The 20,178-nt window shown below is 57.2% G+C and carries 17 protein-coding genes; 4 read left to right on the forward strand and 13 right to left on the reverse strand.

What is annotated here, in order from left to right; translation table 11 throughout:
* Positions 1-6 precede the first annotated feature (6 nt).
* The 7 genes from aceF to AC2FJE_RS13180 form a co-directional block, all read right to left on the reverse strand.
* Complete coding sequence (gene aceF, locus AC2FJE_RS13150; protein ID WP_496754528.1) at positions 7-1,254, reverse strand: dihydrolipoyllysine-residue acetyltransferase; 1,248 nt, start codon at positions 1,252-1,254, stop codon at positions 7-9.
* 27 nt (positions 1,255-1,281) lie between these two features.
* Positions 1,282-3,936: a pyruvate dehydrogenase (acetyl-transferring), homodimeric type gene (gene aceE, locus AC2FJE_RS13155; RefSeq protein WP_496754531.1), complete on the reverse strand. Its 2,655-nt coding sequence runs from the start codon at positions 3,934-3,936 to the stop codon at positions 1,282-1,284.
* Between the two features lie 38 nt (positions 3,937-3,974).
* Positions 3,975-4,697, reverse strand: a complete 723-nt coding sequence (phbB, locus tag AC2FJE_RS13160) for an acetoacetyl-CoA reductase (protein ID WP_496754533.1) — start codon at positions 4,695-4,697, stop codon at positions 3,975-3,977.
* Between the two features lie 235 nt (positions 4,698-4,932).
* Complete coding sequence (gene dld / locus AC2FJE_RS13165) at positions 4,933-6,630, reverse strand: D-lactate dehydrogenase (RefSeq protein ID WP_496754535.1); 1,698 nt, start codon at positions 6,628-6,630, stop codon at positions 4,933-4,935.
* Positions 6,627-7,814, reverse strand: coding sequence for an alpha-hydroxy acid oxidase (locus AC2FJE_RS13170; protein ID WP_496754537.1), 1,188 nt, complete (start codon positions 7,812-7,814; stop codon positions 6,627-6,629). The genes dld and AC2FJE_RS13170 overlap by 4 nt, the downstream gene beginning before the upstream one ends.
* A 12-nt stretch (positions 7,815-7,826) precedes the next feature.
* Positions 7,827-9,890 carry a TRAP transporter large permease subunit gene (locus tag AC2FJE_RS13175; protein WP_496761038.1) on the reverse strand — a complete coding sequence of 688 codons (2,064 nt, stop codon included), beginning with the start codon at positions 9,888-9,890 and terminating at the stop codon, positions 7,827-7,829.
* Positions 9,891-10,004: 114 nt separating this feature from the next.
* Complete coding sequence (locus AC2FJE_RS13180) at positions 10,005-11,054, reverse strand: TRAP transporter substrate-binding protein (protein WP_496754541.1); 1,050 nt, start codon at positions 11,052-11,054, stop codon at positions 10,005-10,007.
* Between the two features lie 350 nt (positions 11,055-11,404).
* Here AC2FJE_RS13180 and AC2FJE_RS13185 point away from each other — a divergent pair, with 350 nt between their 5' ends.
* Positions 11,405-12,187 (forward strand): FadR/GntR family transcriptional regulator, encoded by a 783-nt coding sequence (locus AC2FJE_RS13185; protein WP_282121489.1) that lies wholly within the window; start codon positions 11,405-11,407, stop codon positions 12,185-12,187.
* Positions 12,188-12,207: 20 nt separating this feature from the next.
* Here the strand turns inward: AC2FJE_RS13185 and AC2FJE_RS13190 are convergent, their stop codons facing one another.
* Genes AC2FJE_RS13190 through AC2FJE_RS13215 form a run of 6 tightly spaced genes read right to left on the reverse strand, consistent with a single transcriptional unit; the run spans position 12,208 to position 16,940 of the window.
* A complete protein-coding gene (locus AC2FJE_RS13190) occupies positions 12,208-13,020 on the reverse strand; it encodes a TonB family protein (RefSeq protein ID WP_496754544.1) in 813 nt (270 codons plus the stop codon).
* On the reverse strand, positions 13,017-13,412 hold the full coding sequence (locus AC2FJE_RS13195; protein ID WP_496754545.1) for an ExbD/TolR family protein: 396 nt from the start codon (positions 13,410-13,412) through the stop codon (positions 13,017-13,019). The genes AC2FJE_RS13190 and AC2FJE_RS13195 overlap by 4 nt, the downstream gene beginning before the upstream one ends.
* Positions 13,409-13,780, reverse strand: coding sequence for a biopolymer transporter ExbD (locus tag AC2FJE_RS13200; RefSeq protein ID WP_496754547.1), 372 nt, complete (start codon positions 13,778-13,780; stop codon positions 13,409-13,411). The genes AC2FJE_RS13195 and AC2FJE_RS13200 overlap by 4 nt, the downstream gene beginning before the upstream one ends.
* Entirely contained in the window at positions 13,770-14,414 is a 645-nt protein-coding gene (locus tag AC2FJE_RS13205) for a MotA/TolQ/ExbB proton channel family protein (protein WP_496754549.1), read from the reverse strand. The genes AC2FJE_RS13200 and AC2FJE_RS13205 overlap by 11 nt, the downstream gene beginning before the upstream one ends.
* A 28-nt stretch (positions 14,415-14,442) precedes the next feature.
* Positions 14,443-14,889 carry a hypothetical protein gene (locus AC2FJE_RS13210; RefSeq protein ID WP_496761039.1) on the reverse strand — a complete coding sequence of 149 codons (447 nt, stop codon included), beginning with the start codon at positions 14,887-14,889 and terminating at the stop codon, positions 14,443-14,445.
* A gap of 20 nt (positions 14,890-14,909) precedes the next feature.
* Positions 14,910-16,940 (reverse strand): TonB-dependent receptor domain-containing protein, encoded by a 2,031-nt coding sequence (locus tag AC2FJE_RS13215; protein ID WP_472724068.1) that lies wholly within the window; start codon positions 16,938-16,940, stop codon positions 14,910-14,912.
* 233 nt (positions 16,941-17,173) lie between these two features.
* On the opposite strand from AC2FJE_RS13215, the gene AC2FJE_RS13220 reads away from it, so the two are divergent.
* Genes AC2FJE_RS13220 through AC2FJE_RS13230 form a run of 3 tightly spaced genes read left to right on the forward strand, consistent with a single transcriptional unit; the run spans position 17,174 to position 20,177 of the window.
* Positions 17,174-18,229 carry a hemin-degrading factor gene (locus AC2FJE_RS13220; protein ID WP_496754551.1) on the forward strand — a complete coding sequence of 352 codons (1,056 nt, stop codon included), beginning with the start codon at positions 17,174-17,176 and terminating at the stop codon, positions 18,227-18,229.
* A complete protein-coding gene (locus tag AC2FJE_RS13225) occupies positions 18,229-19,104 on the forward strand; it encodes a heme/hemin ABC transporter substrate-binding protein (RefSeq protein WP_496754553.1) in 876 nt (291 codons plus the stop codon). The genes AC2FJE_RS13220 and AC2FJE_RS13225 overlap by 1 nt, the downstream gene beginning before the upstream one ends.
* Positions 19,101-20,177 (forward strand): FecCD family ABC transporter permease, encoded by a 1,077-nt coding sequence (locus AC2FJE_RS13230; protein ID WP_496754556.1) that lies wholly within the window; start codon positions 19,101-19,103, stop codon positions 20,175-20,177. The genes AC2FJE_RS13225 and AC2FJE_RS13230 overlap by 4 nt, the downstream gene beginning before the upstream one ends.
* The last annotated feature ends 1 nt before the right edge of the window (position 20,178 follow it).

Raw genomic sequence — 20,178 nt, forward strand, 5'->3', positions numbered from 1 at the left:
CTCTCCTCACCACATCAACTTGCGCATGTCACCCAACAGCGTCTTGAGCGTCACACAGAAGCGTGCGGCCAAGGCGCCATCAACGGCACGGTGGTCATAGCTGAGCGACAAGGGCTGCATCAGGCGCGGCACGAATTCTTCGCCATTCCAGACCGGAGCCATCTTCGACCGGGTCAGGCCCAGAATGGCCACCTCGGGCGCGTTGACGATCGGAGTGAAATGGGTGCCACCGATACCGCCCAGCGACGAGATCGTGAACGTCGCGCCCTGCATGTCGTTCGATTTCAGCTCACCTGCACGCGCCTTGCCCGACAGCTCCATCAGATCCTTGGAGATTTCGACAATGCCCTTACGATCCGCATCTTTGATGACCGGAACAACAAGGCCGTTCGGCGTGTCTGCAGCAAAGCCTATATTGTAGTAAGATTTGCGGATCAGCTTGTCGCCGTCGGGGTGGATCGACGAGTTGAACTCCCAATGCTGTTTCAGCGCATTGACCGAGGCCTTGACCACAAAGCTCAGCAAAGTGACGCGATAGCCTTCTTCCTTGGCCATCGTGTCCATTTCCTTGCGGTATTTGTCCAGCTCGGTGATGTCGGCCTCATCATTATGGGTGACATGTGGGATATTGAGCCATGACCGGTGCAACGCAGGGCCAGACAGCTTTTTGATCCGAGGCATTTCCACGTCTTCGACCGGGCCGAACTTTGAGAAATCGACAACCGGGATCGGCGGGATACCCATGCCACCCGATGCACCTGCAGCAGCCGGAGCGGCCGCAGTCGTGGATTTGAGGAACTTGGTGACGTCCTCGCGCAGGATACGACCCTTGCGGCCCGAGCCGTTGACCTTGGACAGGTCAATGTCCAGCTGACGGGCAAAGGCGCGCACCGATGGCGAGGCGTGGGCCTTGCCGAACCCTTGATCCATCACCGGTGCCGCCGGGGAGGCTGGTGCTGGGGCAGCCGCAGGTGCCGGTGCGACGGTGGGCGCGGCCTCGGCCGGGGCGGCAGGTGCCCCTTCGCCTTCCAGCAGCAGGATCAGCGCCCCCTCGGATACGTTGTCGCCCTCAGACACTTTGATTTCCTTGACGACACCCGCGGCAGGGGACGGAACCTCCATCGTGGCCTTGTCGCTTTCCAATTCGATCAGCGGGTCCTCGGCAGCGACGTTATCACCGACCGAGACCAGGATGCCGATCACCGGGACATCCGCAAAATCCCCGATATCCGGGACTGTTACTTCGATTTCCATTTCTACGTCTCCTCGTGCCCCGTGGCCTTAAACCAACCGGGGGTTCGGCTTGTCGCCGTCGATTTCATATGTCTTGAGCGCCTTCTCGAGCTCGGCCTTGGTCACCGCACCTTCGCGATACAGATCGACCATCGCCGCCGCCGCGATATGATTGGCATCGACCTCGAAGAACCGGCGCAAGTTCACCCGGCTGTCCGAACGGCCATAGCCATCCGTGCCCAGCACCGAATAGCGGCCCGGCACAAAGGCGCGGATCTGCTCGGCGTAGTTCTTCATATAGTCAGTGGCTGCAATGATCGGACCTTTGGCCTTTGAAAGCTGTTCGGTCACGTAAGGCATGCGTTCCTCTGCCAGCGGGTCCAGACGGTTGGCGCGTGCCGCATCCTGTCCGTCACGGGCCAATTCGTTGAAGGAGGTGGCCGACCAGATATCAGACGTCACGCCGAAATCTTTCTTCAGCAATTCCGCTGCTTTCATCGCCTGCACAAGAATGGTGCCCGAGCCCATCAGGTTGACGTGCTTCTTGCCTGGCTTCTTGGTTTCCTGAAACCGATACAGCCCCTTGATGATCCCCTCTTCCGCGCCCATCGGCATATCGGGGTGCGTATAGTTTTCGTTCATCAGGGTCAGGTAGAAATAGATATCTTCCTGATCGCCATACATGCGCTGCAGACCATTCTGGATGATCACTGCGACTTCATAGCTGAAGGTCGGATCGTAGGTGATGCAGTTCGGGATAGTGCCCGCAAGAATGTGGCTGTGGCCATCCTCGTGTTGAAGACCTTCACCGTTCAGCGTCGTCCGACCGGCCGTACCGCCCAGCATGAAGCCCCGCGCACGACTATCACCAGCCGCCCAGGCCAGATCACCGATGCGCTGGAAGCCAAACATCGAATAGTAGATGAAGAACGGGATCATCGGGACGCCGTGATTGGAATACGCAGTCGCTGCCGCAATCCAATCGGCCATGGCGCCAGCCTCGTTGATGCCTTCCTGCAGGACCTGACCGTTGGTCGTTTCCTTGTAGAACATCATCTGATCAGCATCTTCAGGGGTATAGTTCTGACCCGAGGGGTTGTAGATCCCGACCGAGCGGAACAGCCCCTCCATCCCAAAGGTCCGGCTTTCGTCCGGCACGATCGGCACCACGTTCTTGCCCATTCCCTTGTCACGCAACAGCGTGGTCAGGATGCGGACAAAGGCCATCGTCGTCGAGATCTCGCGATCACCGGTGCCCTTTAGTTGAGCTTCGAACTTGGAAAGTTCGGGGATCTCCAACGCCGGAGCGCTGCTGTCGCGTTTGGGGAACTCACCGCCCAAAGCCTTGCGTCGATCGGCCAGGTAAGCCTTTTGTGCGTTGTTCAACGACACAAACGGCGCGTTGGGCAGGTCTTCGTCACTGACCGGGATCTGGAACCGATCACGGAACGCACGCAACTGATCTTCGGCCAGTTTCTTTTGCTGGTGGGTGGTGTTCTGCCCCTCACCGGCCGAGCCCATGCCGTAGCCCTTGACGGTTTTCACCAGCAGGCAGGTCGGCGTGCCCTTGTTCTCGGTCGCGCGCTTGAATGCGGTATAGACTTTTTCTGGGTCATGTCCGCCCCGGCGCAATGCCCAGATCTGATCGTCGGTCCAGTCTTCGACCAAAGCAGCGGTTTCCGGGTATTTCCCAAAGAAATGTTCGCGGATATAAGCGCCGTCTTTCGACTTGAACGTTTGGTAGTCGCCATCGACGGTTTCATCCATCAACTGACGCAACCGCCCGCTCGTATCTTTTTCCAGCAGCTGATCCCAGCCCTTACCCCAAAGCAGCTTGATCACGTTCCAGCCCGCACCGCGGAAGTCGCCCTCAAGCTCTTGCACGATCTTGCCGTTGCCGCGAACCGGACCGTCGAGCCGTTGCAGGTTGCAGTTGATCACGAAGATCAGGTTATCCAGGCCTTCTCGCACTGCCAGGTCAATTGCACCCCGGCTTTCGGGTTCGTCCATCTCGCCGTCGCCCAGGAAGCACCACACTTTACGGTCGGCCATGTCGATATGACCCCGGTTGTGCATGTATTTCATGAACCGCGCCTGATAGATCGCCATCAGCGGGCCCAAGCCCATCGAGACCGTCGGGAACTGCCAGTAATCCGGCATCAACCACGGGTGCGGATAGCTGGACAGCCCGCCGCCATCGACCTCGGAGCGGAAGTTTTCCAGCTGCTCTTCAGTGATGCGCCCTTCCATGAAGGACCGGGCATAGATGCCGGGGATCACATGGCCTTGAAAAAACACCAGATCGCCACCGTGGATCGCCGATTTCGATCGCCAGAAGTGGTTCAGGCCCACGTCATACATAACAGCTGATGAGGCAAAGGAGGCAATGTGGCCGCCATATTCGCTGCTGACTTTGTTGCGCCGAACCACGGTGGCCATGGCGTTCCAGCGGTTGATCGTACGGATCCGCCACTCCATCTCAGGATCGCCGGGAAAGGCGTACTGATCATCAACCGGGATGGTATTCTGATAGGGCGTCGTAGCCGAAAACGGCAGCGTCGCCCCGGCGGCGCGGGCCTTCTGCACGGCCTTATCCAACAGGAAATGCGCACGGTTTGCACCATCGCGTTCAATCACGTCTTCAATGGCGTCCTGCCATTCCTGACTTTCTACCGGGTCGATATCGGGTTCGAGGTCTTTCATTGGGCAGGTTCCTTTCTCAAACTGTGTCCGGTGGGGTGTCAGACGAAGAATTGTGCGCCGTTGACAGAAATCGTTGAGCCGTTGACAAACCCGGCGTCATCCGAGGCCAAGAAGACCACACAGCGGGCGATTTCCTCGGGTTTGCCCAGCCGTCCGGCGGGGATTTGGCCGATAATGGCCTCGCGAACCTTTTCAGGCACGGCCATGACCATCTCAGTGGCGATATAACCGGGGCAGATGGCGTTTGCGGTAATGCCTGCGCGCGCGCCTTCCTGTGCCAGAGATTTGACGATTCCCAGATCACCCGCCTTGGTGGCGGCATAGTTGGCTTGCGCAAACTGGCCTTTCTGGCCGTTGATAGAACTGATGACAATGACACGGCCGAACTTACGCTCGCGCATACCGGGCCAGATTGGGTGGATGGTGTTGAAAACGCCGGTCAGGTTGGTGTCTATGACATCTTTCCACTGCTGGGGCGTCATCTTGTGGAATGGCGCGTCGCGGGTAATCCCAGCGTTGGCGACCACAATATCGATCGATCCAATCTCGGCCTCGACCTTTGCGATCCCAGCGGCCGAGGCTTCGTAATCTGCGACATTCCATTTATAGGTTTTGATGCCGGTCTCGGCGGTGAAAGCAGCCGCCTTTTCGTCATTGCCGGCATAGGTCGCGGCAACAGTATATCCTTCAGCTTTCAACTTTCTGGAAATCGCTTCGCCGATACCCCGGCTACCACCGGTTACAAGTGCAGTTCGTGTCATCTCTAATCCCTCCAATTAGTCAGTGACTTTGACCTAACTTGCAGTGTTACGTAGCGTAATTTTTTACCACCGGATAGGCCTGAGCGGAATAACAGCTATGCGTTTCAGGAAAGGTTTAATATTAAACTACTTGAAATTTTAACCTTAAAATTATTCCCTTACAAAGAGTTATCGGAGTGTTTACGCAACCATTCACGGTCAACACACAAAGGATGGCACACGATTGCGACCGCGGTCACCGGGGCTTGTCACCAACGTAATCCCGGAACTTCGACATTTTACCAATCCCGGGGTTAAAGGAATTGGTTGGATCGCAGCGCCTGTAATGCGCCGCCAGATCCGGTTTGGCCTTGTAGAGGTGGCCGACATTGTGCTCGGCCGGATATTCGGCCCCGCGCTCATCAAGGATCCGAAGCATCGCAGTCTTGATCGCCCTTGGATCGCATCCCTTCTTGACGATGTAATCCTGGTGCATCACGTGGCACATCAAGTGGCCGTAGTAGACTTTGCCAACCAACTGATCAGTGATCTCAGGCGGCAGCGTTTCGAACCAATCACGATCATTGCGACGCAGCGCGATATCCAGCGCCAGTATCTCTTCGACTTCGTCGGAATGGACATGGCCATACCGCACGGCGGCACCCGCAGCAGCAAATCGATGCAACCCGGCGATCTTGGCGTCACGCGGGCTGCAGGTGACAAATTCGGCGCTGCGGGAACCAAAGAATTCGGGAAGAAACACCGCCGCCTCTTCGATACCGCTGTCATGCATTTTCAAGATGAGGTGGTGTTCATACCTGTCACGATACTCATACAGGAACTTCGGCAGATGCTCGGGCCAAAGCTTTGCAACAACCTGCATGAACTTGTCGGTGAAACCCCGGGTCAACGAAAACTTGTTCAGACGCGAGTCCACCGCGCCCTTCATAGCAAAGAACATCGGCAGCCGGTCGGTCCCCAGCTTGTCGATCATTACCAGAGTGTCCTTACCGTATTTCGCTGCGATGTCGAAACACTCTCGATGAACGTATTCGGCTGAAACTGGCAGTGTTTTGAAATGCGTCAGGATGTGGCGACGTAGGTCGGTAAGGTCAGCAGGGTGGTTTGTACCGATGTAAAAGACCTGCTCACGCTCATAGGTCGGGAAGGTATCAAGCCGCACTGCGAATACCGCCAGTTTGCCCGCACAGCCGGACACTTCGTACAACAGCCGTTCGTCATTGTTGTAACGCGAGGGCGTGTCCGCATCGACATCGCGCAGGATCGCAGTGTAATCCGGGTCCGACGCATTGCGACCCTGAGGTGTCGGGGCATCCTTGTCGAAATCCCCGGCTTCAACACGGGTCAGGATTTCCTCTGGAGTGTCGCCCAAATCCAGCCCCAGATGGTTCACCAGTTTCAGCGTCCCATCCGCGGCGATCTGGGCGAAAAGGGCAAGCTCTGTATAACTGGGTCCGCGCTCGCACAAGGAACCGCCGGAATTGTTGCAAACCCCACCCACGATCGAGGCCCCAATGCTGGAGGACCCGATTACCGAATGCGGTGTTCGCCCCAGTGGCCTTAGCTGCTTCTCCAACTCAAACAGAGACGCGCCCGGCAGGCTTAGAACCTGCTGACCGTCTTGCAAAAGGTGCAGGGCTTTCATCCGACTGACATTAATCAGCACAACGTCACGGTCGTAACCGCCTTTGGGTGTAGACCCTTCGGTCAGGCCAGTATTGGACGCCTGCATGATGACGATCTTGTCGGCGGCGACGCAGGCCTGCAGAACGTGCCACAGTTCCAGCAAAGCACCGGGTCGAACGACGCAGAGTGCTTTGCCCTCACCCGATCTGAACCCGCGGCGGAACCGCTCGGTCGCGCGTTCGCCTTTTAGCACATTACGGGCGCCGACGATGGCGCGAAATTTGGTTATGAGGGCTTCGTTGATCATGCCGCGTTCCGATGTGCATCGCCAGGACTGGTCGCTGTGTCCCGGAAGCGCAGGTTAGTGCGCGACAGTTGGTCGAGCCGCGTTACGCCCATCAGCTTCATGTCGCGCTCGATCTCGGCCCGCATCAATCCCAACGCCCGTTCGACGCCCGGCTGACCAGCGGCAGCCAATGGATACAGATAGTGCCGCCCTACCCCGACCGCCTTGGCACCCAAAGACAACGCCTTGAGCACATGGGTTCCGCGCTGAATTCCGCTGTCCATCATCACGTCCAGCTTGTCGCCGACGGCATCAACAATCTCGGCCAACTGGTCGAACGGCGTGCGCGAGCCGTCCAACTGGCGACCGCCGTGGTTCGACAAGATGATGCCGGTACACCCGATCTCAGCCGCGCGGCGCGCGTCCTCGACTGTCATGATACCTTTAAGGCAGAACTGGCCATCCCACTCACGCAACATCTCGGCCACATCATCCCAGTCCATCGACGGGTCCAACATGTCAGTGAAGTAACCACCGATCGAACTGGCACCGCCGCCCATATCCACATGTTCGTCCAATTGCGGCAGGCGGAACCTTTCATGCGTGACATAGTTGATGCCCCACATCGGCTTGATCGCAAACTGGATCATGCCGCCAAAAGTCAGGCGGAACGGGATCGAGAAACCAGTGCGCAGATCACGCTCGCGGTTGCCGCCGGTGATGCTATCCACGGTCAACATCATCACCTCGACGCCCGCCTCTTTGGCGCGCTGCATCATGGCAGAGTTCAGGCCGCGATCCTTGTGAAAGTAGAACTGATAGACCTGCGGGTTCTTATGCTTCTGGCGCAATTCTTCCATGGACACGGTGCCCAGCGACGACACACCGAACATGGTGCCATATTTCTCGGCGGCCGCTGCCACAGCACGTTCCCCTTGATGGTGGAAAAGGCGCTGCAAAGCCGTCGGCGAGCAATAAATCGGCATATCCAGCTTTTGCCCCATCACGGTGACCGACATGTCCACGTCCGTCACCCCACGCAGGACCGATGGCAGCAGATCACACCGATCAAACGTCCGTGTGTTTTCGCGGTAAGTCACCTCATCATCCGCGCCGCCGTCAATATAGTTGAAGATCGGCCCCGGCAGGCGGCGCTTGGCCAATCTGCGGAAATCCTGAAAGTTATGACAGTCCTTCAGACGCATGACTCTTCCTCCTTAATAGGCGACGGATGGCAACCAGGTGGCAAGTGTGGGCCACAGGAAGACAAGAGCCAGTCCGGTCAATTGCAGCAGGACAAAGGGGATGATGCCCTTGTAGATATGCGTCAGTTTGATCTCGGGCGGGCAGACGCCCTTGAGATAGAACAAGGCAAAACCAACGGGTGGGGTTAGGAAGCTGGTCTGCAGCGTAACTGCCACCAGGATCACGAACCACACAAGCGCCGGTTCATCCAGTACTCCAAATCCGGGAATATCGATGCCCAGACCGTTCACGATGGGGCGCATCAGCGGCAGCACAATCAGCGTGATTTCGATCCAGTCCAGAACAAAACCCAGCAGGAATACGATGAACAGGATGAAGAGGATCGTTCCATTGGCCCCAAAGCCAGTGGACTGCACCACGTGTTCGATCAACTCATCTCCGCCCAGTTCTCGTAGGACATACGAAAACACGGTCGCGCCCAGGAAGATCGCGAAGATGTAGGCGGTCGTGTTGAAGGTCGACACCAGCACATTCCACAGTTTGGCGAATGTCAGCTTGCGATAGCCCAGCGCAAGCAGTGTTGCACCCAACGCACCAATGCCCGAAGCCTCGGTTGGCGTCGTCAGCCCGGCAAAGATCGAACCCAGCACTGCAAGGATCAACAACAGGGTTGGGATGACGGCAAACAGCACGTCCTTGACGGCGGCCCAATCGGGGGCTTTTGCACCCTCGGGCACTGGTGCCGCATCGCGTTTCACCAAGGCGAGGATAAAGATGTAAGTCAGGTAGAGGCCACCAATGATGACACCCGGAAAGACCGCGGCCATGAACAGATCGCCTACCGACAATGCCATCTGGTCAGCCATGATCACCAGCATGATCGACGGCGGGATCAGGATGCCCAGCGTGCCTGAGGCCGAAACCACTCCAGCCGCCAGCGTCGGTTGGTACTTTTGCTGCATCATTGACGGCAGCGACAGCACACCTAGCAGAACCACGGACGCACCGATGATACCAGTCGAGGCGGCAAGGATGATCCCGATCAGCGTGACCGTGATCGCCAAACCGCCGCGCACCGTACCAAATAGGCGCTGCATCGAGGACATCAGACGCTCGGCCACGCCGCTTTCGTCCAGCATCAGGCCCATAAAGATGAACATCGGCAGCGCAACCAGAACCGCGTTGGACATGGTCGCGTAGACCCGGTTCACCACAGCGCCCAAGGTCAGATAGTCGAGCCCCGTAAAGGTGCTTTCCAACCCTGTCCACAGCATCAGATCGTTGTCGAACAGATAGGCCAGCCCACAATAGGCAACGCCGACACCGGCCAGAACCCAAGCCACCGGATACCCGGTGAAAAGCAACGCAATGAACGTCAGGAACATTGCGATGACCAGCTTTTCCTCAGTCGTTTCAACCAGGAAGGTCAGGCCAATACAAACCGCGGCAAATACGGCCAGCACCAGAAGGATTCGGCGCAGGGGTGCGCCCTCGCGCTCCGAGGCGGGCCCGTACATCAGCGCATGCCCGTCATGGATCAATCGCGCCAGCGCGGCCAAGCCCAGCAGAACAAAACTGATCGGAATGACCGCCTTGAAGGCCCAGCGCGCAGGCAGACCTGTGGGGCTGTCCGAGCGCTCGCTGACGCGGAAGCTTTCGTAGAAGTAATCATACCCTTGATCGATCATCAGATAGATGAACGGGGTCAGTAGAGTCAAAATGCCGAACACTTCGATCACACGCTGCGCGCGACGGGACAGTTGCATGTGCAGAACGTCAACGCGCACGTGGCTGTCTGTGATCAAGGCATAGGATATGCCGATCATCGTGACGATGCCGTAAAAGTGCCACTGGATCTCGTCCAGTTTGGGATAGTTCTGGCTGAACAGATAGCGCAGCGAAACCTGACTGAAGATCGCGGCCATCAACAGGACATTGGCCCACATCACTACGTGCCCGACGGCTTTGACACCTGTATCAATAGCAACGGCGATCTTCTGACGGTCGGTGTCAGGATGTTCCAGGATGCCTTCATAGGCTTCGACCGGATCATTGAGGTTCTTTTGCGTGGCCATGGGTAATCCTCGCTCAGTTGACCGGCGCAAGCGCGGTCAAGGGAATGCAGGTTTGAAATCCTGATAATGTCCGAGGCAGAGTTGCCCCTGCCCCGGACGCGTCAGCAAGTCGGGTTACTGACGGGGGAGGAACGCGTTGGTTTTCCACAGGGAGTAGCCGTCGCGGAACTCATTCATGTCGGACAGAACCTTAGCAAAGAAGGCATCGTTGGCGGCCTCCTCGGCAGCAACCTCATCCCAGGTGGCACGGAAGGTATCCAGCATCTCAGGCGACCATTGCTTGATGGTGACGCCGTTGTTTTCAACGTTGTCGATCAGGGCCGCGTGCTGGATGGCCTCACCTTCGGCAAAACTGTCGGCCATCGATGCCTTACAAGCGTTTTCGATGATAGCCTTATGCTGCTCGCTGGTCTCGTTCCAGACGTCCTTGTTGATCATCAGCTCGAACACGGTCGCCTGCTGATGCCAGCCGGGGAAATAGTTGAACTTGACCAGTTTGTGAAAGCCCAGACGCGCGTCGATGGCAGGCATCGAGAATTCAGTCGCATCAATGGCGCCTTTTTCAAGCGCAGGGAAGATTTCACCACCCGGCAGCAGCGAGGTCGCCACGCCCAGTTTCTGCATGACTTTTCCACCCAGACCGAAGAAGCGCATCTTGAGGCCACTCAGATCTTCAGGGGTGTTGATCTCGGTCGCGAACCAGCCCGACGTTTCAGGGGCGATAACCGCGCAGGGGATGACGTGGACGTTGTATCCCGCCTGATCATACATCTCTTGGTACAGCGACATTCCGTTGCCGTAATACAGCCACGCCATGTATTCGCCCGCCTCAGGGCCAAACGGAACGGCCGAGAACAGCGGCGCAGCCGGGATTTTACCTGCCCAGTAACCAGCAGTGGTGTAGCCCGAGTTAATCTTGCCGGTCGACACGGCATCCAGAATTTCGAACGGCGGGACCAGTTTGCCCGGCTCGTAAACCTTCATCTTCAGCGTACCGCCAGACATCAGGTCAAGCTGCTCGGCAACACGAGGGATCGGGGAACCCAACCCTGGAAGCTCGGTCGAGAAAGCAATCGGGGTTTTCAGCAGCAGTTTGTCAGCAGCAACCGCAGGTGCCGCCATCAGGCTGGCAGCCACGGCAAGGCTCGTCAGGGTCTTTTTCATGAAATCTCCTCCAGGGTCGGTCGGACTTGGCGTCCGATGAATTTGTGACGCGAGATCTTCCTGCGCCACACTGGTAAATAAAGTTGACCAAACATTTCAGTCAACAACTTTATTTACCAATGGCTCGATTGCCATTTGCCTAGAAATGACCCAGATCGCCTAAACTTAAGAGGGCCGCCGCCAACGATGCCTAAGCAAGTGTTTCGGACTTTTTTGTTTACTGGTAACCAGTTGCGCTCTAAATTTTCCGAGAGGTTACCCCATGAAATCAGGCATTGAAAAACACACACTCAAAGGTTACTTTTATTTACCATATGGGTTCTGAATCTTCTTCAGAAGGGTAAACCACGATGAACACGACAGCGATTTTCGAACCAATCGGGCACGAATCACTCTCGGATGCAGTGGTGGCTCAGATTGAAGACCTGATTGCTTCGGGCATCCTCAAGCAGGGTCGCAAACTGCCATCAGAACGCGATCTGGCGGAAACCCTTCGCGTATCTCGCCCCAAACTACGTGAGGCGCTGGCGGTTCTTGAAGAGCGGGGCCTGGTGACGACACAGCATGGTGAAGGCACTTTCGTAGCTGCGTTGACAGGCAGCGCTATGCTCCCTGCCCTTTTGGCGCTTTACGAACGCCATGAGCCCGCTTTTTTTGACTATCTCGAATATAGGCGCGAACAGGAAGGCTTTGCCGCTAAGCTCGCCGCGCGGCGGGCGACCAAAGCGGATAAGGAACGGATCACGAATATCCTGGCCGAGGATGAACGCGCCTGGCGCGAGAAGGATGCATTGGCCTCGCGTGAAGCTGATTTTGCGCTGCACGCCGCAATTGTGGACGCCAGCCAAAACGCGACGCTCATCCACATGATGGCGTCTATCTACGAGCTCACACGGCAAGGCGTATTCTACAACCGTGATTTCCTCAAAACCATTGACGGCACTGGCAAGTTGTTGATGGAGCAGCATCGCGAACTGGGAATGGCGGTCATCGCAGGCGACGAAGCACGCGCGGAAAAAGCTGCGTATGACCATATCGACTTTGTTGAAGAGTCCTTCAAGCTTGGCATTGAAAGACGCCGCCGTGAGGCAATGGCCGAAAAGCGCCGCCTTCTGTCCGATTCAAAACTCTGATCGGGCAGCGCAAGTCGTTCTTACTTTCCAACGATCTCAATCATGTAATCACGACGGGCTGCGGCAGGTGGTGGCTGAAATGGCGCTGCCGCGCGTACCTGCGCAAGTGCCACCTGATCCAGTCGTTTCGACCCCGAGCTGCGCTTGACGGTGACACTTACAAGCGCCCCATTGTCGCCAATCCGAAAACTCACCAACACCGCACCACGAATATTGACGTTCTTACGTCGGGCGCGGGTGATCTTGCGCATTACGTGCCCTCTGTAATTGCTGACCTCAGCGTTACCCTGCCCGGCCGCTATGGAACTTGTCTTTTTGGCCGTCGCAGCGCCTTTGCTGGTTTTTCCCGATGCATTGCCTTTTCTGGTGCTCTTTTCAGAATTTCCTGCCTGCGACGCAACCTGATCGACCTTTTGTTTGGTCGGGTCCGCCGGTTTCACGGCTGGGGTTTTCGCGACGGCTTCCGTCTCTGACGGCGCTGCTTCTTGCGCTTCGGCGGATGCTTGTCGATGGGTCACCGCGACGGCGGCTTTGGTGTCGGCGACAGTATGCTTGATCGCCCCGGGAACTGACGCCCGGGCCTGAGAGGTTGGGCTGACCGCAGTTTGTTGCTGTGTCGGTGCGACGGTCGGTTTATGTGCAGTAGCGGGTGCCGAGGCAGTAGCCCCCGTCACATAGTCCTTGAATGCATCCCCCAGCGCAGCAACCTCGCCCGACCCGCCACCTTCGACAAGCACCGGTTCACCTGTAGAAAAGTCATGCAGGGCAAGAACATGGGTGGCTGCGGCCAGCGCCAAAGCCGCAACAGCTACGCCACGAGATCTGGGTATCATTGCAAACCCCTTTCTGTGACCACGTACACCCTTTTTGCACCCAGCACGTGCAAGGCATCACTGACCTCTTTCAGCCGAACAGCAGGTAAAGCCCGGTCCGGCACGACGCGAACATCATCCAGCGGCAGGTTGATCGACGCGCGTTCCACATACGCCTCAACGCCAGTCAGTTCGGCGCCCCGGTATTCCAGTGAACCATCGCTACGAATGACTAACGCGTCGGGTGGCTCACGACCGTCCAGATCACTGGTTTCCACCAGCTTCACCGATTTACTCAGCGGCGGTGCAAGCGTGCCTGCGATCATGAAAAAGATGAGCATCAGAAAGACGACATTGATCAGTGCGATCGTTGGCTCTCGACCCTGTTTTGTCTTGCGTTTGAGTTGAATCATCCGATCACCTGTGCGCGCAAATGGTCGATGCCTTTCAGCACCGAAAGCAAATCAATCAGCTGTTGCGAAGTCGCACTCTGTCCAAGACTGATCAACGCGGTCTGAGGCTTATCGGTCGCCATCACCATGGCCATGTCTTCGAACGCGGCAAGCGTGCCATCAACCAAAATACGGTCGGCCTCAAGTTTGACAAAGCGGATTACCCGGTCAGTTTCCGCTCCTCCGGCAGCGGCAGTGGCAAATTCGACTTCGCCATATTTGGAGAACGTCGACGTCAGCATGAAGAACAGCAACAGCAGAAAGATGACGTCAATCAAGGACGTCATCGACAAGCGCCTGCGCCGTCTTCTGCGGACGTTAAGTGCCATGGGCGAAAACCTGTTGCGGGGTTTGATCAGCCACCGGCGCGTCCTCAGCATAGCCCGGTGCAAACACGGTTCTCAAAGCGCGGTTGGCAAAGGTACGCTCTCGGTTCATGCGTGCCTCGAACCACGTCAGGACCATCGAAGTCGGCATAGCGACCGCAAGGCCGGCAGCGGTCGTCAACAGGGCCACCCAAATACCACCGGCAAGCAGCGATGGATCAACAGAATTGCCCGCGCCCTGAAGGGTTTGGAACGCCTCGATCATGCCCAATACGGTCCCGAAAAGCCCCAGAAGCGGTGCAAGTTGGGCGACCATATCCAAGACGTTGAACCCTTGCTCAAGTTGGGCAAACCGCGCTTCGACCTCGGCGTCGGTACGCTCGGACAGGGTGCGATCCTCACCAGACAAGGCCATCGCGATTACCGGGGCAAGGTAGCTGCGACTTTTACCCAGATGCGCCCTGGTTTCATCAAGGTCCTGACGATCCCAGGCCTGAATAGCGCGCGAAAGCTCAATATGACGACCGACACCTGCGACGCGAAACTGCCACAGCTTGTACAGAACCAACGAAAGTGTTGCGATTGAGGTCACGATCAGGATGGCAACAACCGGCCCGCCCAATTCCAGAATTTCCATTATTTTTCTTATTACTGCGTCCATAACCTCACCCGATCACTTCCGTTTCAAGGCGACTTGTGAGCGTAAGCCCGGACATGCAGGCATCGGCCATGTCAGATTGTGTCACACATTCCTGTACACCGTTGATCAGTATTCGGCTGATCTGATCGCAAGCCATGTCGTTGAACTGGAACTGCCGCACACGGGGCTTGCCCGCAGGCAATTCGGCAAAATCAAGTAGTGTCAGAAGGGCCACCTGACCTTCTGCGCCGAAGAGAACGGTCTCATAAACCGCGCCATCGATATCGATGCCATAGGTATTTTCAGCGACAAAGCTCAGCAAACAGCTTTCGCCCTTTGCATCGGCACTGCTGAGTTCGATTGATACGCCGCTGGGTTTTTGCGTTTCCTCTGCGCTGGCAATCCCTGCCCCCAAAATTGGGAGCAGGGTCAGCAGGACCACCCGAGCATTTCTTTTGATTGTTGTCTGCATGACTGGTCCTTTCGTGTGGATCAGAAGGTTTTGGCCAGGGTCAGCTTGAAGTTCCGGCCCGGTGAGTTGCGGGTCGAAAGGTTCGGCAGATAGTTCTTGTCAAAGATGTTCTCGACGCCTGCGCGAACTTCGAAACCCTGAAACGCGCCTTCCTGCGGCAGATAGGTCGCGCGCAGGGTGTTCACGCCGTAGCCAGCAACCGGATCTCCGCTTGAGTCGGTGCCGGATTTGGCGCCGAACAGCTCCCAGCTGACGTCCAAAGTTTCGCCAAAGCGTTTGCCGACTGTTACCCGCGCCGAGTCTGTCGGCTCGTTCCGCCATGGTGAGTCCACGCCAAGCGAGCTGGTTTCAGTCCCTTTGACGATGTTTGCGTTGAAGTCGACATAGTACCCAGCCGCGCTGGCATAAGATGCCTCGATTTCAACGCCTTTGGTTTCAACTTCCTGCAGCGGGCGGGAAGGACTGCCCGATACATAAGACGTGATGTCCCAAAGATCTGTCTTATAGAAATTGACCTTGGCACGAACCACATCACCCGCAGCAAAAACATCGCCACGATTATACGAGAAGCCCGCTTCCCATGTGCGCGACTTTTCAGGTTGGGTCATGTATGCTGGTGTGCCCAGATCGTCGATGATTGGCAGGTTTTCCGTGTATGCCCCACTGCCGAACACGGCAAAGCCGCTGGCGAATTCGTACCTTGCAGACAAACCGCCCATCAGCGCGTTGTTGTCATAGCTTTCATTGCGCGGAGCCGGTGCATCACCGTCGCCTTTGATGTCCTGCGTCTCGTACCGGATCGCCGGAGTGATGGTCAGCTGATCGCCGATCTGAATATCGTCCACGGCAAACAGTGCGACACGACGATCGGTACCACCGGGGGCCGAGGGCGCGTCCAGACGCTCGCGATTGATGAATTCGATCCCGGCGCGCAGGTCGTGCGAGGCGACGCCGGTTTGGAAGTACGACGTATTCTTGATCGTCAGCTTCGTGGTTTCATAGTTGTGCGTCGCATCAGCCAGCCCACGAATGCTTGGGAAGAATGGGGTTCCTTCCAAGCTTGAGGACCCGGGCACGTAAGAGCTGTCAATCTCCTGCTCCGAGTAACTAAGGTTTACGTCCAGATCGATCAGGTCGTTGCCAGCCGGGCGGTACTGATACCGCAGAATGCCGATTTTCGTTTCGATATCGCGGTCTACGTTGCCAAATGAATCCGACGTCGTGCCGAACGAGTCATACGGAACATCGCGTTCTTCCGACGTCGACTGATTATAGGACGCGGTGATCGAGTGTTCGAGGTCGTCACCAAAGCTGTATTTACCCTTTGCCAGAAGCGACGGCAGCGTGAAGGCACTGTTACCGATCGTATCGCCATTGCCGTCCTTCTGATCGTCCTGATCACGATAGGTGTAGTTGAACAGAAATTCGGTCTGGCGGTTTGGCTGCCAGGCCAGGATGGACGACGAGGCAAAGCCGTTCCCGTTGGAATACCCTTCCAGCGTTTGACGGAACCGGAAGCCCGGCTCACCACCGGTGAAATCTGACGCGTCTTTGGTTTCCAACTGAACCACGCCGCCTACGACACCCGAACCGTATTCGAACGACCCCACAGTGCCGCGAATGACTGAGACGCTTTTGTATAGCTGCGGATCAGTGAACAACTGATTGCCGATCCGATACAGCTCTTCCGCGCCGGTTGTTGCCCCATCGACAAGGATCAGCACTTTCTGGTCGGTCCCAAAGGTGCCGTTGGCACCGAACCCACGGATATTGATCCCCGACCCTTGCGGTGTTGAGCCGTTGACCAGCGTCACACCGGGCACCGTGTCAATCAGTTCAGCAACGGTGTTGGCCTGACGGTCGTTGATCTCTTCCTGATCAATATTGGTGACCGGCACGGCAGTATCCGTTTGGATTTCCCGTTTGCTTTCACCCAGTTCCAGCGTGCCCAGGAAGCCTTCATCCTGTTCCTGCGCCGAAGCACCAGCCGCTACCATGCTCAGGCACGACACCGTACCAAGCAACCCCATCTTTTGAATACGCGAACGCATTTCTGTCCCTTCGAAATTTTAAGAGGACCGGAAATGCTTGCTCCGCGCTGGCTTGGTCAGTCTTTTATGATTTTTGGAATCGCCTTTTTTGGCGACTTGTGCTCGTTAATAAAGTTGACTAAAACAGTCAACATAAATTCCTGGTCGTCCTTACGACCGCCGCCAGCAGTACACCGCGTTCAACGGTGGCCGTGCCAGCCCGACACCCATGACAATCGAAGATGGAAAAACCCATGACGAAACAGGTGCTTCTGGCCCCGGATCAAATTCGTGCAGCCTATGCTAAAAACACCGGAAAACGTGACCGCGATTTGGCGGAATCACTTGGAATAACCGAAGGTCAACTCGTTGCGGCGTTTGCGGGTATCGACGTAACGCGGCTTTCGGCAAGCCTTGATGATATCTTCCCGATGCTCAACGGGCTGGGTGAGGTCATGGCGCTGACGCGCAACCTCTCTTGCGTCATTGAAAAGGTCGGGCAATACGACAACTACCACTCCGGTGCGCATGCTTCGATGGTTCTGACCGAAGAGATTGACCTGCGCATGTTCCCCGGCCAATGGGTCCACGCCTTTGCCATCGAACGTGAAACGGACAAAGGGACAAAGCGATCCCTTCAGGTTTTTGATGCTGCCGGGGATGCGGTGCACAAGATCTTTCTGCGCGATGGATCTGACCTGAACCACTGGGACGAACTTGTCAGCAAATTGCAGGCAGATGACCAATCCCAAACGCTGAGTGTCGAGCCGCGAAAGCCAACCGAGGCCGCCAAGGTGAACACCGACAAGGTCGAACTTCTGCGATCGGAATGGGCCAAGATGACGGATACACACCAGTTCCTGCGCCTGACCTCAAAGCTGAAGATGAACCGATTGGGCGCCTACCGCGTCGCTGGTGAACCGCTGGTTCGCGCGCTGAAACCGGCAACGGTTTCCCAGATGTTCGAACAGGTCCGGGATCAAGGGCTTGAAATCATGGTCTTCGTCGGCAACCGGGGGTGCATCGAAATTCACGGTGGGTCGGTTGAGACGCTTAAACAGATGGGTCCGTGGTTCAACGTGCTTGATCCGCGCTTCAATTTGCACCTGCGCTCGGATCATATTGCCGAGGTTTGGGCCGTGACCAAACCCACCCAACGCGGTCCCGCCGTGTCGGTTGAGGCGTTCGATGCCCAAGGTGGTCTTATTCTGCAGATATTTGGCCGCCGTTCAGGCGAAAACGATCACCGCCCGGCCTGGGACCAACTGGTAGCAGGCCTGCAATCCAAAAAAGAAACCGAGGTGGCGTGATGAGCCCCCTTTGCAAGTTTTCATCGGTCGTCGCGGTAGCCGGCGCGCTGATCGGAACAACGGCCATCGCAGCAGATGAGCCAGAACCCAACCGCATCATCGCCATCGGCAGTTCCGTGACAGAGATCGTCTATGCCCTGGGTCAGCAGGACCGCCTTGTTGGGCGGGACCGGACCTCAACCTACCCGGTTGATGTGCTGGACCTGCCCGATGTCGGCTATATACGTGCGCTGTCCCCCGAAGGGGTCTTGTCGGTGAAACCTGACCTGATTGTGGCGCTGGAAGGATCAGGCCCACCCGAAGCGGTAGAGGTCCTCAAAGAGGCCGGTGTGCCCTTCGTCTCGATCAGTGAAGACTATTCACGCGACGGCGTAGTGGAAAAAATCCGGGCTGTCGGGGCCGCCCTGGGTGTCGAAGAGGCCGCCGAAGAACTTGCTACTCAGACCGGTGCCAAGATTGACGGGGCCCATTCGAATGCAGTTGATGCTTCGGTGGGCGGCACACCCCGGGTTCTGTTTATCCTGTCGGCTCAGGATAATCGCATCATGGCTGGCGGCGCGGACACACAGGCAGACAGTATCATTCGTCTGGCTGGCGGCGTGAACGCAGCTGGCAACGTATCGGGTTTCAAACCCATGACACCCGAAGCGATTGCCACAACCGCGCCGGACGTGATTCTGATGATGGATCGACAAGGCAACCACATCACCGCCAATGAAGACCTGTTTGCCATGCCAGCCATCAAGCTGACGCCCGCTGGACAGAAAAAACGTCTGATCCGCATGCAGGGGGCCTATCTGTTGGGCTTTGGCCCCCGAACGGCCGAGGCGATTGCTGATCTGTCGGCGGAATTGCAGAGAATAAACGGCTCATGACCCTTGCAATGGATCACGATGGGCTCAGCGTGGCTGCTCACGACCGCCGAGTGACGGCGCGCCGGGTCACTCTGGCCCTTATGGCGCTGTTGGTTTTCACCAGCATCTGCAGCATCTCGGTCGGCGCGTCGGACGCATCCGTTCGTGCAGCATTCGCAGACCTGATTGCAGGGCGGGACATTTCGGACCTCGACCGGATCGTCCTGTGGGATATCCGCCTGCCCCGGCTGGCGATGGGAGTTCTTGTCGGCGCCGCTTTGGCGGTTTCCGGCGTGGTGATGCAGGGCCTTTTTCGCAACCCTTTGGCTGACCCCGGAATTGTGGGCGTCAGCGCAGGTGCCGGTCTGGGCGCGATTTCCGCGATCATCCTCGGTGCGTACCTGCCCGCCTCCATTCTGGCCTGGGTCGGTAATAGCTTGGTCGCCGTGGCGGCATTTCTGGGAGGGTGGACGTCCGTCTTGCTGCTCTATCGCGTTTCAACACGAGGCGGGCAGACATCGGTTGCAACCATGCTGTTGGCAGGGATCGCGTTGGGTGCGCTGTCGGGCGCTGTGTCCGGGGTTCTGGTCTACATGGCCGATGACCAACAGCTGCGCGATCTGACATTCTGGGGCATGGGCTCGCTGGCCGGCGCAACATGGACCAAAGCAGCCACGGCCGCTCCGATCATCTTGATTTCCGTGTTCACGGCCCAGTTCCTTGCCCGTGCGCTGAACGGCATGGCGATGGGCGAAGCCGTGGCGCACCACATGGGAATCCCCGTTCAGCGCAGCAAGAACATCGCCATTCTGGCCGTGGCCGGCGCGACCGGAGCCGCCGTTGCCGTATCCGGCGGCATTGGTTTCATCGGTATCGTTGTGCCGCATCTGCTGCGGTTGGCGACCGGACCGGACCACCACCGCCTGTTGATGAACTCGGCCCTGTTAGGGGCTAGCTTACTGCTGTGTGCCGACATGATCAGTCGCCTGATCGTGGCACCGGCCGAACTGCCGATTGGCATCGTAACTGCAATCTTAGGCGCACCGGTCTTCCTGTGGATTCTGCTGCGGCGTCACGGAACAATGGGAATGTAAG

This window comes from Ruegeria sp. CDSC002, from assembly GCF_059610905.1.